16 protein-coding genes are annotated in these 13,749 nt (G+C 60.3%); 10 read left to right on the top strand and 6 right to left on the bottom strand.

Annotated features, from left to right (window positions below):
- The first annotated feature begins 68 nt into the window (after nt 1-68).
- The 3 genes from xth (at nt 69) to LCU97_RS00575 (ending at nt 3,438) form a co-directional block, all read left to right on the top strand.
- Complete coding sequence (gene xth / locus LCU97_RS00585; protein ID WP_053158562.1) at nt 69-863, top strand: exodeoxyribonuclease III; 795 nt, start codon at nt 69-71, stop codon at nt 861-863.
- A 96-nt stretch (nt 864-959) separates the two neighbouring features.
- The gene (locus LCU97_RS00580; RefSeq protein ID WP_053158559.1) at nt 960-1,778 is read left to right on the top strand and encodes an arylamine N-acetyltransferase family protein; all 819 of its coding nucleotides are present in this window, start codon (nt 960-962) and stop codon (nt 1,776-1,778) included.
- Nucleotides 1,779-1,917: 139 nt separating this feature from the next.
- Nucleotides 1,918-3,438, top strand: a complete 1,521-nt coding sequence (locus tag LCU97_RS00575) for a nucleobase:cation symporter-2 family protein (protein ID WP_053158556.1) — start codon at nt 1,918-1,920, stop codon at nt 3,436-3,438.
- Nucleotides 3,439-3,509: 71 nt separating this feature from the next.
- On the opposite strand, the gene LCU97_RS00570 is transcribed toward LCU97_RS00575, so the two are convergent.
- Nucleotides 3,510-3,860, bottom strand: a complete 351-nt coding sequence (locus tag LCU97_RS00570; RefSeq protein ID WP_053158553.1) for a hypothetical protein — start codon at nt 3,858-3,860, stop codon at nt 3,510-3,512.
- A gap of 177 nt (nt 3,861-4,037) precedes the next feature.
- On the opposite strand from LCU97_RS00570, the gene LCU97_RS00565 reads away from it, so the two are divergent.
- Complete coding sequence (locus LCU97_RS00565; RefSeq protein WP_053158550.1) at nt 4,038-4,859, top strand: shikimate 5-dehydrogenase; 822 nt, start codon at nt 4,038-4,040, stop codon at nt 4,857-4,859.
- A gap of 5 nt (nt 4,860-4,864) precedes the next feature.
- On the opposite strand, the gene LCU97_RS00560 is transcribed toward LCU97_RS00565, so the two are convergent.
- Entirely contained in the window at nt 4,865-5,512 is a 648-nt protein-coding gene (locus LCU97_RS00560; RefSeq protein WP_232775298.1) for a YceH family protein, read from the bottom strand.
- Between the two features lie 128 nt (nt 5,513-5,640).
- Here LCU97_RS00560 and LCU97_RS00555 point away from each other — a divergent pair, with 128 nt between their 5' ends.
- Nucleotides 5,641-6,150: a DUF1993 domain-containing protein gene (locus LCU97_RS00555; protein ID WP_232775297.1), complete on the top strand. Its 510-nt coding sequence runs from the start codon at nt 5,641-5,643 to the stop codon at nt 6,148-6,150.
- A gap of 199 nt (nt 6,151-6,349) precedes the next feature.
- On the opposite strand, the gene sstT is transcribed toward LCU97_RS00555, so the two are convergent.
- Nucleotides 6,350-7,582 (bottom strand): serine/threonine transporter SstT, encoded by a 1,233-nt coding sequence (sstT, locus tag LCU97_RS00550; protein WP_053158540.1) that lies wholly within the window; start codon nt 7,580-7,582, stop codon nt 6,350-6,352.
- Nucleotides 7,583-7,860: 278 nt separating this feature from the next.
- On the opposite strand from sstT, the gene LCU97_RS00545 reads away from it, so the two are divergent.
- Nucleotides 7,861-9,021, top strand: a complete 1,161-nt coding sequence (locus tag LCU97_RS00545; RefSeq protein ID WP_232775296.1) for an MFS transporter — start codon at nt 7,861-7,863, stop codon at nt 9,019-9,021.
- 138 nt (nt 9,022-9,159) lie between these two features.
- Here the strand turns inward: LCU97_RS00545 and nhaR are convergent, their stop codons facing one another.
- Entirely contained in the window at nt 9,160-10,056 is an 897-nt protein-coding gene (nhaR, locus tag LCU97_RS00540; RefSeq protein ID WP_053158534.1) for a transcriptional activator NhaR, read from the bottom strand.
- A gap of 136 nt (nt 10,057-10,192) precedes the next feature.
- Here nhaR and LCU97_RS00535 point away from each other — a divergent pair, with 136 nt between their 5' ends.
- Complete coding sequence (locus LCU97_RS00535; RefSeq protein ID WP_232775295.1) at nt 10,193-10,456, top strand: hypothetical protein; 264 nt, start codon at nt 10,193-10,195, stop codon at nt 10,454-10,456.
- Nucleotides 10,457-10,484: 28 nt separating this feature from the next.
- Nucleotides 10,485-11,234, top strand: a complete 750-nt coding sequence (locus LCU97_RS00530; RefSeq protein ID WP_232775294.1) for a TerC family protein — start codon at nt 10,485-10,487, stop codon at nt 11,232-11,234.
- Between the two features lie 57 nt (nt 11,235-11,291).
- Here LCU97_RS00530 and LCU97_RS00525 read toward each other — a convergent pair whose 3' ends face one another.
- Nucleotides 11,292-11,456, bottom strand: a complete 165-nt coding sequence (locus LCU97_RS00525; RefSeq protein WP_172679670.1) for a hypothetical protein — start codon at nt 11,454-11,456, stop codon at nt 11,292-11,294.
- 222 nt (nt 11,457-11,678) lie between these two features.
- On the opposite strand from LCU97_RS00525, the gene LCU97_RS00520 reads away from it, so the two are divergent.
- On the top strand, nt 11,679-12,356 hold the full coding sequence (locus LCU97_RS00520; protein WP_053158525.1) for a peptidase C39 family protein: 678 nt from the start codon (nt 11,679-11,681) through the stop codon (nt 12,354-12,356).
- A 98-nt stretch (nt 12,357-12,454) separates the two neighbouring features.
- A complete protein-coding gene (locus tag LCU97_RS00515; RefSeq protein ID WP_053158522.1) occupies nt 12,455-12,661 on the top strand; it encodes a DUF6021 family protein in 207 nt (68 codons plus the stop codon).
- Between the two features lie 49 nt (nt 12,662-12,710).
- Here the strand turns inward: LCU97_RS00515 and pbpG are convergent, their stop codons facing one another.
- Nucleotides 12,711-13,649 carry a D-alanyl-D-alanine endopeptidase gene (gene pbpG / locus LCU97_RS00510; RefSeq protein WP_053158519.1) on the bottom strand — a complete coding sequence of 313 codons (939 nt, stop codon included), beginning with the start codon at nt 13,647-13,649 and terminating at the stop codon, nt 12,711-12,713.
- Between the last annotated feature and the right edge of the window lie 100 nt (nt 13,650-13,749).

The following is a 13,749-nucleotide window of genomic DNA, read 5'->3' as shown; positions in this document are numbered from 1 at the left end:
AGCCGTTGCAACCACTGCGGTTTTTTATCGGTCACAGGTGAGTGTCCTGGCATTTCGAGTTCCGGCCCATGAAAAATCTGCGTATCGCGACCTTTAATATCAACGGCATCCGGGCCCGGTTGCCCAACCTGCTGGAATGGCTGGAGCGGGAGGGCCCAGACATTGTCTGTCTGCAGGAGCTCAAGGCAGCCGACAAGGATTTCCCGGCGGCGGAGCTGGAGTCGGTGGGGTACGGATCGATCTGGCATGGCCAGGCGTCGTGGAATGGCGTCGCGATCCTGGCCCGTGATGCGCAGCCGCTGGAGAGCCGTCGTGGCTTGCCCGGCGCAGATGACGACAGTCACAGCCGTTATCTGGAGGCCGCTGTGCATGGCGTCCTGGTGGGGTGCCTCTACCTGCCCAACGGCAACCCGCAGCCGGGCCCGAAGTTCGACTACAAGCTGGCATGGTTCGAACGGCTGATCGACTACGCCCAAGATTTACAGGCCAGCGAACATCCGGTGGTACTCGCCGGTGATTACAATGTGGTGCCCACCGACATGGACATTTACAACCCGCGCTCCTGGCTCAAGGATGCGCTGTTGCAGCCCGAAAGCCGCGAGTGCTATCAACGGCTGCTCGATCAGGGATGGACGGATGCGTTGCGTCATCTGTATCCGCAGGAGCGGATCTACACCTTCTGGGACTATTTCCGTCAGCATTGGCAGAAAAATTCGGGGCTGCGTATCGATCACCTGCTGCTCAACCCGGCGGCGAGCCCTTATTTGAGCGAGGCGGGCGTGGACGCCTGGGTCAGGAACCAGCCTCATCCCAGCGATCATGCGCCTACCTGGATCCGGCTGGCTTCGCGCAAGCGGCGCTGAACGGGTTATTGTCGTCGCCGGAACAATGCCTTATACCTGCTGCCGACAGCAGCTGGCTTACTGTAGGCCTGCGCTGGACCAGGAAAGGACACCCTCATGGACACCCCACGACTGAGCGATACGGGCCGTTATCTCAAACGCCTGGGCTTCGACGCGCCCCCGGCGCCGACCCTCGACACCTTGCGCAAGCTTCAATGGCGCCACACGGCCGAATTCCCCTTCGAAACACTCTCGACGCTGCTGCGTCAGCCGGTGCCTATCGATCTCGAATCGGTGGAGCGAAAAATCCTCGATCAAGGACGTGGCGGTTACTGTTACGAACTCAATCAATTATTCCTGGCGTTGTTGCAGGCACTGGGCTTCGATGCCCGCGGCATCACCGGACGGGTGGTGATGACCGCTCCCGAGGGGGCCTGGCCCGCCCGCACCCACCGTCTCAGCCTGGTGACGCTGGATGGCGTGCGCTATATCACTGATGTCGGCTTTGGCGGCATGGTGCCTACCGGCCCTTTGCTACTGGACAGTCGCGACATCCAGGCCACTCCCCACGAGCCGTACCGTATTGAAGATCATCCAGACGGCTACCTCCTGCGGGCCAACGTGACGGGGGAATGGCGACCGATGTACCTGTTCGACCTGCAACGCCAGGAAGACATCGACTACATCGTGGGCAATTGGTATGTCAGTAGCCACCCCGACTCTCCATTCATGGGGCGATTAATGGTGTCCCGCACCGGTGATGGCCTGCGCAAGACCCTCAATGGCAACAGCTACGCCTTGCATCGGTTGGGGCAGGAGAGCGAGCGGCGGGAGATCACCGATGCCGATGAACTGATCGATGTGCTGGAAAGTGAATTCGGGCTGCGCGTGCCGCCACGAGAACTGTTGCGCCCTGTACTGGCGGGGCTTCTCTGAAAACGGAGTGGATGTTTTTTGCGGATGCGATGACCCTTTGGTCATGATGCGGCTTACAAGTTGTATACAACTATCTGGACATTTGTCCTGAGTTTTGAATACAGTGTGCCCATAACAAAAAACAGGGAACCCCCGAATCATGAAAACGCCCCATGTTTCACTCCCACGGCCCGAGGACGAAAACCTTGGCGTCGGCGCGAATATGGCTTATGGCCTGCAACATGTGTTGACCATGTACGGTGGCATCGTCGCCGTGCCTTTGATCATCGGGCAGGCGGCCGGGCTGTCGTCGGCGGACATCGGTCTGTTGATTGCGGCGTCATTGTTCGCGGGAGGGCTGGCGACCTTGCTGCAGACCTTGGGCCTGCCGTTTTTTGGCTGCCAGTTACCCTTGGTACAAGGCGTGTCGTTCTCCGGCGTCGCGACCATGGTGGCGATCGTCGGGACCGGCGGGGAGGGCGGATTCCAGGCCATCCTGGGCGCGGTGATCGCCGCATCCTTGATTGGCTTGCTGATTACTCCGGTATTTTCGCGAATCACCCGGTTCTTTCCGCCGTTGGTCACAGGCATCGTGATTACCACCATCGGCCTGACACTGATGCCGGTGGCGGCACGCTGGGCGATGGGCGGCAACAGTCACGCGGCTGATTTCGGCAGCATGGCGAACATCGGCCTGGCCGCCGTCACGCTGGTGCTGGTGCTGTTGCTCAGCAAGATGGGCAGCGCGACCATTTCCCGGTTGTCGATCCTGCTGGCCATGGTGATTGGTACGGTGATAGCGGTGTTCCTTGGCATGGCTGATTTTTCCGCCGTCAACGAAGGGCCGATGTTTGGCTTCCCCACGCCGTTCCACTTTGGCATGCCAACCTTCCACATCGCGGCGATTCTGTCGATGTGCATCGTAATCATGGTGACTTTGGTGGAAACTTCCGCCGATATCCTGGCGGTGGGCGAGATCATTGACACCAAGGTCGATTCCCGGCGCCTGGGCAATGGCCTGAGGGCGGACATGCTGTCGAGCATGATCGCGCCGATTTTCGGCTCTTTCACCCAAAGCGCCTTTGCCCAGAACGTCGGGCTGGTGGCAGTCACCGGGATCAAGAGCCGCTATGTGGTGGCGACCGGCGGGCTGTTTCTGGTGGTGCTCGGGCTGTTGCCGTTCATGGGACGGGTGATCGCTGCAGTGCCGACCTCGGTGCTGGGCGGTGCCGGTATCGTGCTGTTCGGCACCGTCGCCGCCAGTGGCATTCGTACCCTGTCGAAGGTCGATTACCGCAACAACGTGAACCTGATCATTGTCGCCACCTCCATCGGCTTTGGCATGATTCCCATCGCCGCGCCAAACTTCTACGATCACTTCCCGAGCTGGTTCGCCACCATTTTCCATTCAGGGATCAGTTCCTCGGCCATCATGGCGATCGTATTGAACCTGGCGTTCAACCACCTTACCGCCGGTAATTCCGACCAGCAGTCAGTCTTCGCCGCCGGCACCGAGCGGGTGTTGCGCTACCAGGACCTGGCGGCGTTGCGCGAAGGGGACTATTTCAGCGACGGCAAGTTGCATGACTGCGATGGCAACGAGATTCCGGTGGTGGCGGAGCCTGCCCATCCGACTGCGGAACATGGCACAGCAAGGCTCAAAAGCAGCGAGCATGTCTGATATCGGTTGCTTGCCCCATAAAAAAACAGCCTGCGGTCACTGACGGCAGGCTGTTTTTTGTTCCGGATCGCTTACCAGCGACCGTAGTGACCACGGGGCGGGCCATAGTAATAGCCCCGTGGTGGCCCGTAATACACGGGCGCCGGGCGATAGTAGACAGGTCGCTCGATGTACACCGGCGGTGGCGCGTAATAAACCGGCGGAGGTTGTTGTACATAGACCGGTTGTGGCTGCACGTAGACCGGTTGCTGCACATAGACCGGTCGGTCACGGTTGATGATCGCCGAGCCGACAATCGCCGAGCCGACGATTGCACCAAACACTGCGGGCCCCTCCCAACCACCGCGACCATGGGCGGATGCCTGGCCGGTGACCGCGAGTGCCCCCATGAGCAGGGCGATGATGGGGAGTTTACGATTCATGGTGGTTCCTCGTTTCGGCCCCGGCAACTGTGGTCTGTAGCAGACCCGATGATTGGTCGCCGGGATACTTGCTCTGACAACGATTTTCTCAGGATCTGCAACGCCGTTGGGTAAATATTGTGTAAGGTCCAACGAGACGGTCATCCGTTTGTCCGAAAGTGAACGCAAGGAACCAGCATGCAATTCAAACACAACAAAGACACCCAGCTATGCATGTCCCTGTCGGGACGTCCCGGAAACTTCGGCCTGCGCTTTCATAATCACCTGTACGAGCAGTTGGGCCTGAACTTTTACTACAAGGCTTTCAGCAGCCAGGACCTGCCCGGTGCGGTCAGGGGAATCCGCGCGCTGGGCATTCGCGGGTGCGGGGTGTCGATGCCTTTCAAAGAGGCCTGTATCCCCTTGGTCGATGAGCTGGACGCTTCCGCTGCCGCGATCCAGTCCATCAACACCATCGTCAACACCGACGGTCACCTGAAGGCCTATAACACCGACTACATTGCCATCGCCCAGTTGCTGCAAACCCATGCCGTGCCGAAGGACTCGACCTTCGCACTGCGTGGCAGCGGGGGCATGGCCAAGGCTGTGGCCAGCGCCCTACGTGATGGCGGCTACAAGAAGGGTCTGATCGTCGCTCGCAATGAAGCCGCCGGTCGCGCCCTGGCCGAGTCCCTGGGTTATGAGTGGCAAAGCGAACTGGGCGAACAACGGCCCCGGATGTTGATCAATGTCACGCCCATTGGCATGACCGGCGGCCCGGAGGCCAGCGAGCTGGCGTTCGCACCGGACGCCATCGAGGCGGCGCAGACGGTGTTCGATGTCGTGGCGATCCCGTCGGAAACGCCACTGATCGTGCGGGCTCGGGCTGAAGGCAAGCGTGTCATCACCGGGTTGGAAGTCGTTGCGATCCAGGCCCTGGAGCAATTCGTGCTCTACACCGGTGTACGACCGAGCCTGGAACAGTTCGAGAAAGCCGTGGCCTTCGCCCGGGCCGTGTAGGGGCGCTATTCCAATCGGGCCAGCCGCTCTTCCAGCGCCGCGATGCGGGCTTCGAGCTCTTCGATACGCTCCAGCGACACGCCGCTGCCGGTGCCGCGTTCCACCGGATGCTGTCGGGCAGCGAGGATCGCCTCGATGTCCGCCGGATCGCCCAGGGCATGGACGTAGCGGTCTTCCCGCTGACCGACCTGACGCGGCACCAGCAGGGCCAGGCCGCGGGCGATCAGGCGTTCCAGTTGATGCAGCACCTGTTCGGTGTCTTCGAAGTCGTGCATCCGGCCGCTGCGGGTCAGCAGCTCATTGATCGTTTGAGGGCCACGCAGGAACAGTAGCCCCATCAGGACCACCTGGGCCGGCACCAGTTCAAGAGTCTTGTCGACCCGGTGTTCCCAGCGGTCGGCGCGGCTGCCCATCACCAACCGGGTAAAACCGCGGCCTTCAAGGGCCCGCAGGCTTTGACCAACCTGGCCGGGCGTCAGGTTCATCACCGGTTCGCGGCTGGTCTTCTGATTGCAGGCCAGAACCAGGGCGTTGAGTGTCAGGGGATAGGTTTCCGGGTTGGTCGCCTGTTTTTCAACCAGTGATCCCAGGATGCGGATTTCCGTGCTGTTGAGCCGTGCTTCTTCAGCCTGGTCTTGTTCTTCGATGCCCATCGCGCGTCCCCTATGCTATGAAGCCGCCTAGCGTAATCCTTGCGTGATAAAAGACAAGCCGCTCAACGCCGTGTCTATAATCGCCCACGTTCGATGAACCTCTTTTCCATCACCTGCATGAGATCGCCATGACTATTTCCCTGTACGCCGCTTCCATCCCGGTTTTCAAGCAGATGCTCAACGCCCTGAGCGATGTGCTGAACAAGGCCGAAGCCCACGCCAGCGCGAAAAGCATCGACCCGAACGCCTTCCTGCAAGCTCGCTTGTACCCAGACATGTTCCCGCTGGTGCGCCAGGTGCAGATCGCCGTGGATTTCGCCAAAGGCGTTTCCGCGCGGCTGGCCGAAATCGATGTGCCGAAATATGACGACAGCGAAACCACTTTCGCCGAGTTGCAAGCCTTGCTCACCAAGGTCCTCGCCTTTATCGACAGCATTCGTCCCGAGCAGATCGACGGCAAGGAAAACATCGAAATCGTGACCCGTCCGGGCACGCCCAAGGAAAAGCGTTTCACCGGCCAGAACTACCTGCTGACCTACGGCCTGCCGCAGTTCTTCTTCCATGTCACCACCACTTATGCGCTGCTGCGCCACAACGGCGTGGAAATCGGCAAGCGCGACTACATGGGCGCGTTCTAAACCCGCCGATGTAAAAAAGCCCGGGACGGTGTGGGCCGTTCCGGGCTTTTTTTGCCTGTTGGGTCGTTGCTGGATGTGCCGCCGCTATCGCGAGCAGACTCGCTCCCATAGATCCAGGGCGGATGTATGTCCTGAGACCACTCCAGAGCCATGTGGGAGCGAGCCTGCTCGCGATGAGGCCCGTACAGCCGACCGCGTCTTATGCCGTACGCGCGAGCTTCTCTTCCTCACCCAGACAAGCCGCCGCCGTGAACAGCACGTCAGTGGACGAGTTCAGCGCCGTTTCCGCCGAGTCCTGCAATACGCCAATGATGAAGCCCACGGCTACCACCTGCATGGCGATCTCGCTGGGAATGCCGAACAGGCTGCACGCCAGAGGAATCAGCAGCAGCGATCCGCCGGCCACTCCAGACGCGCCACAGGCGCAAATGGCCGCGACGACGCTCAGCAGTACCGCAGTCGGCACGTCCACGACGATACCCAGGGTATGTACCGCCGCCAGGGTCAGTACGGTAATGGTGATGGCGGCGCCGGCCATGTTGATGGTGGCGCCCAGCGGGATCGAGACCGAGTACGTGTCTTCGTGCAGACCCAGGCGTTTGCTCAGTTCCAGGTTCACCGGGATATTCGCCGCCGAGCTGCGGGTGAAGAATGCGGTGATGCCGCTCTCGCGCAGGCAGGTAAACACCAGGGGGAAGGGGTTGCGACGCAGTTTCCAGAACACGATGAGCGGGTTGACCACCAGGGCGACGAACAACATGCAACCGATCAGCACAGTCAGCAGTTGCAGGTAGCCGAGCAGGGCACTGAAGCCGGAGGTGGCGAGGGTCGAGGCCACTAGGCCGAAGATCCCCAGTGGTGCGAAGCTGATTACCAGACGCACGATTACCGTTACGCCATTGGAGAGATCCTCCAGCACGTTGCGGGTGGTCTGGCCGGCATGGCGAATGGCGATGCCCATGCCAATGGCCCAGGCCAGGATACCGATGAAGTTGCCCTCCATCAGTGCCCGGACGGGATTGTCCACGACGCTGAGCAGCAGGCTCTGCAACACTTCGCCGATGCCGCCGGGAGCAGTGACAGCGACGTCCTGGGTGGACAGCACCAGGCTGGACGGAAACAGTGTGCTGGCCACGACCGCCACCACGGCTGCCGCAAAGGTCCCCAGCAGGTACAGGAACAGGATCGGGCGGATATGGGTTTCCTGGCCGTGCTTGTGGTTGGCGATCGACGCCATGACCAGCACGAACACTAGGATGGGAGCCACCGCTTTGAGAGCGGACACGAAGACCTTGCCAATGAAGGCCGTGGACTTCGCCACGTCGGGCGCGAGCCAGGCCAGGGCAATACCGGCAATCAGACCAATGATGATCTGTGTCACCAGGCTGGTGCGTTTCAAGCGTTGCAACAGGGAAGGGGATAAAGCAGTCATAACGACCATCCGTTTGTTTTTTTGAGTAACGGTCGACGATCAGGGCGACAAGCGGGCAGGCCACATGAGCGGGACCGGAAGCGGTACAACAGTTGCGGGGCGCGGACTTTAGCACAGCCCGCTGAAGAATCTGACGGACCTGTGACGATCCGCCACCCATGTTTCAATCGGCGTTTGTCTGCCACGTACATTCTGTTAGGCTTTGAACCTCTCACTTCTCTATTCCTCCAGCGGGCCCTTGGGTTCACGCTGGTGTCGTTGTTTTGCCGGAGTCATGCATGTTGTTACCCATTTTCCTGTTGTCGGCCGCCGGCTTCACGGTACTGACCACGGAATTCATCATCGTCGGCCTGCTGCCTTCCATCGCCCGTGACCTGGACGTCAGCATCTCCCAAGCCGGGTTACTGGTGACGTTGTTCGCGTTTACGGTGGCAGCGTTCGGGCCGTTCCTGACAGCCTGGTTCGCCCGTTTCGAGCGGCGCAGGCTGTTCATCAGCGTACTGATGATGTTCGGCCTGGCCAACACATTGGCGGCCGTTGCCCCGGATATCTGGGTCATGGCCATTGCCCGTTTGATTCCGGCGCTGGGCTTGCCGGTGTTCTGGGCATTGGCGAGTGAAACGGCGGTGGACATTGTCGGGCCACAATATGCCGGGCGCGCCATTGCCCGGATCGGCTTCGGCATTGTCTGCGCCACGGTGTTCGGTATTCCGGTGGGCACGCTGATTTCCGATGCGTTCGGCTGGCGCAGCGCTTTTGCGATCCTGGCAGTCATTGCGTTTGCCAAGGCGTTGTTACTGTTCATCTACTTGCCAAAGACCGCCCTGCACCTGCAGCAGGTGAGTTTGCGTTCGCAGTTCAAGATCCTGCGCAGCCCGTTGATGCAGGGGCACGTGCTGTTGTCGATCCTGGTGTTCAGTGGCATGTTCACCGCCTACACCTATCTGGCCGATATCCTCGAGCGTCTGGCCGGGTTCGATGGCACGTTGGTAGGTTGGTGCCTAATGGGCTTCGGCGCTGTGGGATTGGTGGGCAACTCGCTGGGTGGTCGTGCGGTGGACCGGCATCCGCTGATCGCGTCGATGGTGTTCTGCCTGTTCATGATCGGCGGCATGGTGGCGCTGGTGCCGAGCATTCATTCAGCCCTGGGCCTGGCTGCGGCGATGGGGATCTGGGGCGTGACCCAGGCTGCCCTGTTCCTGGTCAGCCATGTGCGCCTGATGAAGGCTGCCCCCGAGGCGCCTGCTTTCGCTGCCTCTCTGAACATCGCGGGTGCCAACCTAGGGATTGGCCTGGGGGCGATGATCGGTGGGCGGGTCATCGACACCCTGGGCCTGGGCAGCGTCGGATTCGCGGCGGCCGGATTCATCCTGGTGTCGATCCTGCTGGCGATGCTGTTGATGACGTTTAAGCCTCGCACCACTTGCGCAGGCCGTTAGGCTCTGTCTGAAAAGCCTTGATACTCGTTCATGCTGCGTTGAAAACCGGCTCGGAATGCTCATTTACTCCAGTAAACTGCGCTTCCTCGCCGGTTTTCGCCTTGCCTGACCTTCGTCTCAAGACTTTTCAAACAGAGCCTAAGCGCTGAACAGCTCGCGCCGCGCCCCTTCGGCAATGGCGACAATCCCCGGATGGCTGACTTTGCGTTCCACGGAAATGGCATAGAACGACTCGCTCACCGCGTCGGTCTGGCCGATTTCCCGCACGCCGTACTGGCGTTTGACCTCATCGGCAATCACGCTCGGGCCGATGAAGATCCCGCTGCCTGACTGACCGAAGGCCTGCATCAATGCGCTGTCGTCGAACTCGCCGACGATGCGTGGCTGGATCTGCTGTTCGGCGAACCAGCGTTGCAGGCGACTGCGCACCACGGTTTCCGGGCCGGGAATCAGCAGCGGCGCGTCATGCAGGCTGCGGGGGAAATCCTGCCCGTAATGCTCGGCCAGCGCGGCGGTGGCGAAGAAACTGATACCGCATTCTCCCAGCTTCTGACTGTAGCCCTTGATGTCCAGGTGAGTCGGCATCGGGCTGTCGGAAATCACCAGGTCCAGGCGTTGGATCGCCAGGTCGGCCAGCAGCCGTTCGAGTTTGTCTTCGCGGCAGGTGATGCGCAGGGGCTCGCTCAGCTCCATGGTGGGCGCCAGCAACCGATAGACGATGGATTTGGGCACCACATCTGCCACGCCGACCCGGAACAGTGTCTGTTGTTCATTGGGCTGGGCCCGCAGCATGAGCTCCAGTTCGCCACCCAACTGAAACATATGTTCGGCGTAGGGCAGCGTCTGGCGTCCGGCTTCCGTCAGCTCCAGTTGGCGTCCGACGCGACGAAACAATTTGATGTTATACGTCTGCTCGAACAGGGAGATCTGCCCGCTGATGGTTTGTGGGGTCAGGTTCAGTTGCTCGCAGGCCCGCACGATGCTGCCGGTCTTGGCCACTACCCAGAAGTAATGCAGTTGTCGGTAATTGAGCATGGAATGACTTCGGTTCGTAAAAAACGAAGTATAACCGCTGAAAATACGAATTTTCCTGAAGTATCCGCGTCCCTAGAATGCTGAGCCATTGGTGAGCCATCTTCGCGCTCTGTCCATTTCGAGAGGCATTTTATCCATGACATACAAAAACTTGGGGCTTGCTGCCTTGCTGGCTGTGTCGGTCCTGACATTGTCAGGTTGCGAACAGGCCGAAAAAAGCGCTCAGCACTTGGCCGAGCAATTGAAGGAACAAGCGGTCGAAACCGCCAAAAAAGCGATCGATGACACCCACAAGGCTGCCGAGAAAGCGTTGAGCGAGGCAACGGGCGGTTTGATCAGCCCCGAGAAAGAACCGGCGCCCGACGCCGACGAATCCAAGCCTTCCACCCAAACCCTCTAACCCCGTCATATCGAGTCAGGACTGACCCATGGATTATCTTTTACAACTTGTCGCCAGCCCCACCGCCTGGATCGCCCTGGCGACCCTCGTCGTCATGGAAATCGTGCTCGGCATCGATAACCTGATCTTCATTTCGATCCTGACCAACAAGCTGCCCGAACAACATCGTGCCAAGGCACGTCGGATCGGTATCGGCATGGCGTTGATCCTGCGCCTGGGCTTGCTGAGCACCATCGCGTTCATCGTGCAGTTGACCGAGCCGGTCATCGAGATCCTGGGCCAGGCGTTCTCCTGGAAGGACATGATCCTGATCGCCGGTGGTCTGTTCCTGCTGTGGAAGGCGACGACCGAGATCCATCACAGCATGGACCCCGCGCCGGATGATCCCAAGACAGCCACATCTGGCGTGACCCTCGGATTTGCCGCCGCGATCGGTCAGATCCTGATGCTGGACCTGGTGTTCTCCATCGACAGCATTATCACGGCTGTGGGCATGACCGAGCACTTGCCGATCATGATCATTGCCGTGGTGGTCTCGGTACTGGTGATGCTGCTGGCAGCCGAGCCGCTGGCCAAGTTCATCCATGACAACCCGACGGTGGTCATGCTGGCCCTGGGCTTCCTGATCATGATCGGCATGACGCTGATTGCTGAAGGTTTCGGTGCCCATGTGCCCAAGGGCTACGTCTACGCGGCCATGGCGTTCTCTGCCGCGATTGAAGTGCTGAACATGATGGCCCGTCGCGCCCGGCAAAAGGCGTTGGGTCGCGAGGCCTGATAACAGGCAGGAAGAAGCCGCCCGGGTTCAGGCCCGGGCGGTTTTTTTGGTGGGGAATCAGTGCGCGGTGGCGGGGCGCCTTGTGGTTTTTGTGTTTTTCTGCGTTTGCGCCGGTGTCACATGATGATGGCGGCGGGTGATCCGCAGGACCCCCCAGAGCATGGCGGTCGCTACACTCAGCCAGCCGAATATCAGCATCACAATAGTCGTCGTCAGGCTCATCAGGGCCTCCCTCTGCCCCGGTCCGGGGCAACACACTCAGTTCAATTGACAGTCTAGTCGTTCAAGTGTTGCAGGCAGTCGATCGAAGCGCTCGGCCACGCAACAGTTGGTTCTATCGCGGCGTCGCAACTGCAGTTCAGGCTATACCCGGACCGGTGGGCGCTTTATGATCGACGGCCCCAACCCGACCCGAACATCGGGTATCTGAAATAGAGAGTCATCATGTTGCCGGTCATTCCCTCTTTTCGATCACTGGTATTGGCCACTGCTTGCCTTGTCGCCCTGGTCGGTTGCGCAGGCAGCGTGTCGCCGCAAATCCAGCGCCTGCCCGAACGGGTGGAGCTCAACGGCGTGCCGTTCTATCGGGGAGATCTCTACCAGGGCGCTCCGCAGTCACTGGCCGCCCTGCTGACGTTGCAAGGTACGGTGATCACGCCGGGGTTGCTGGAGAAGCCACTGCATCTGCCGGGCGGCGAAGCCAAACTGCAGCAGAATATGCAGACGGCGGCGCGTGAATACGGGTTGGTGGTGTATCCGCTCGACAGCCGGCTGGACGCGCTGCTGACGCAGGTCGGGGCGGGTAACCCGGTGTTGCTGCGTTACACCGAAGGCGCCGCCTTCTGGTCCGGGCCCCGATACGCGATTCTTGCCGGTTATGACCGGCAGAAGCAGACGGTCTTGCTGCGCTCGGGCATGAACCGGCGGCTGTCGATGAGCTTCAGTGGGTTCGAATCGGCTTTCAAGGATGCGGGGGGCTGGGCCGTATTGCTCCAGCGCCCGACGCAGCTTCCTGCCAACGTCGACTCGCAGCGTTGGCTGAAGGCCGCCGACGAACTGGCCGGGGCAGGACGGGAGCAGGCGGCGGCGCGGGCCATCAAGGCCCTGGATACGGCGCATTGATGGTCTGCCCCGTTCGTCACTTGCCGGGCACGACCTGACTCTCCCGAGGCTCTTATCGTCAGGGTCCATTGTCCGGGCCCTGATTCGAGGAGGCAGGTATGGCACAGTCGAAAACACCCACGGGACCCCATTCATCCGAGCACTCGTCCGCCGATGACGACTTGGGATTCGATCCGGATTCGCCGGACCTCGATGACCCGCAAGTTGACCCGATAGGGCCGGCCAAGGCCCCACGGGACGAGAAACGCGAGCAGGATCCGCCATCTTCCAAGGCCTATGATCCGCTGGGCAAGCTCAAGCCCTGAACGCAAACAGCCCCGAATGATCGGGGCTGTCGATTTATTTAACGAGCGCTTATTGAGAGGCTTCCACCACGCCGCTCTGGCGGCTCTTGAGATTTTTCGCGGCCTTGTACTGCAGGGCCACGGCCGGAGCACGGGTACTCTTGCCGGTTTCAACCCAACTGCGAATTCGGCTGGCATCAGCGAAATGTGTGTATTTGCCGAAGGCGTCGAGGATGACCAGCGCCATCGGACGATTGCCCATCCGGGTTACCAACACCAGGCAATGTCCGGCCTGGTTGGTGAAGCCGGTCTTGGTCAGCTGAATATCCCAGTTGCCCCTGTGGATCAGATGATCGGTATTGCGAAAGCCCAGGCTGTAGACCGGTTTGCGGAACGTGACGGTCTTTTCCTTGGTAGTGCTCAGCTCACTGAGCAACGGGTACTTGCGCGCGGCGATCAGCAGTTTCGTCAGGTCCCTGGCAGTGGACACGTTATGGATCGACAGGCCGGTAGGCTCGACGTAATGGGTGCTGGTCATCCCCAGTGCCTTGGCCTTGGCGTTCATCGCGGCGATAAAGGCCGCGTAACCGCCCGGGTAATGATGGGCGAGGGTGGCGGCGGCGCGGTTCTCCGAAGACATCAGGGCAATCAGCAGCACGTCGCGGCGCGACAGCTCGCTGTTGAGCTTGACCCTGGAAAACACACCTTTCATCTCCGGCGTATTGGCGATGGTGATCGGGATGTACTCATTCAGGTTCTGCTTGGCATCCAGCACGATCAGCCCGGTCATGAGTTTCGTGACCGAAGCGATCGGCACTACGACGTCCGGGTTGCTGGAATAAACGACTTTATCCGTCTGCAGGTCCAACAGCATCGCGCTGCCCGAGGCCACCTGCAGTTTTGACGTGTCTCGTGGGGTCGCGATGGTTTCCTGTGCGTTGACATCCTGCGTGATAAGAGCGCCCGAGAAAGCGAAGAACAGGCTGAGGATCGAAAGACGGATTTTCACGCGAGTAGACTCGATAGTATTGAAGGTACCGTTGAGCAACGGTTTTAAAAAAAGCGCTGCATTTTAGGAGTATGGGTGACAACGGCGCTACATGCCTGTG

Origin of the sequence: Pseudomonas uvaldensis, from assembly GCF_021271205.1 — a bacterium.
In the GTDB taxonomy this organism is placed as follows: domain Bacteria; phylum Pseudomonadota; class Gammaproteobacteria; order Pseudomonadales; family Pseudomonadaceae; genus Aquipseudomonas; species Aquipseudomonas uvaldensis.
This window is presented reverse-complemented; position numbering and strand designations above follow the sequence as displayed.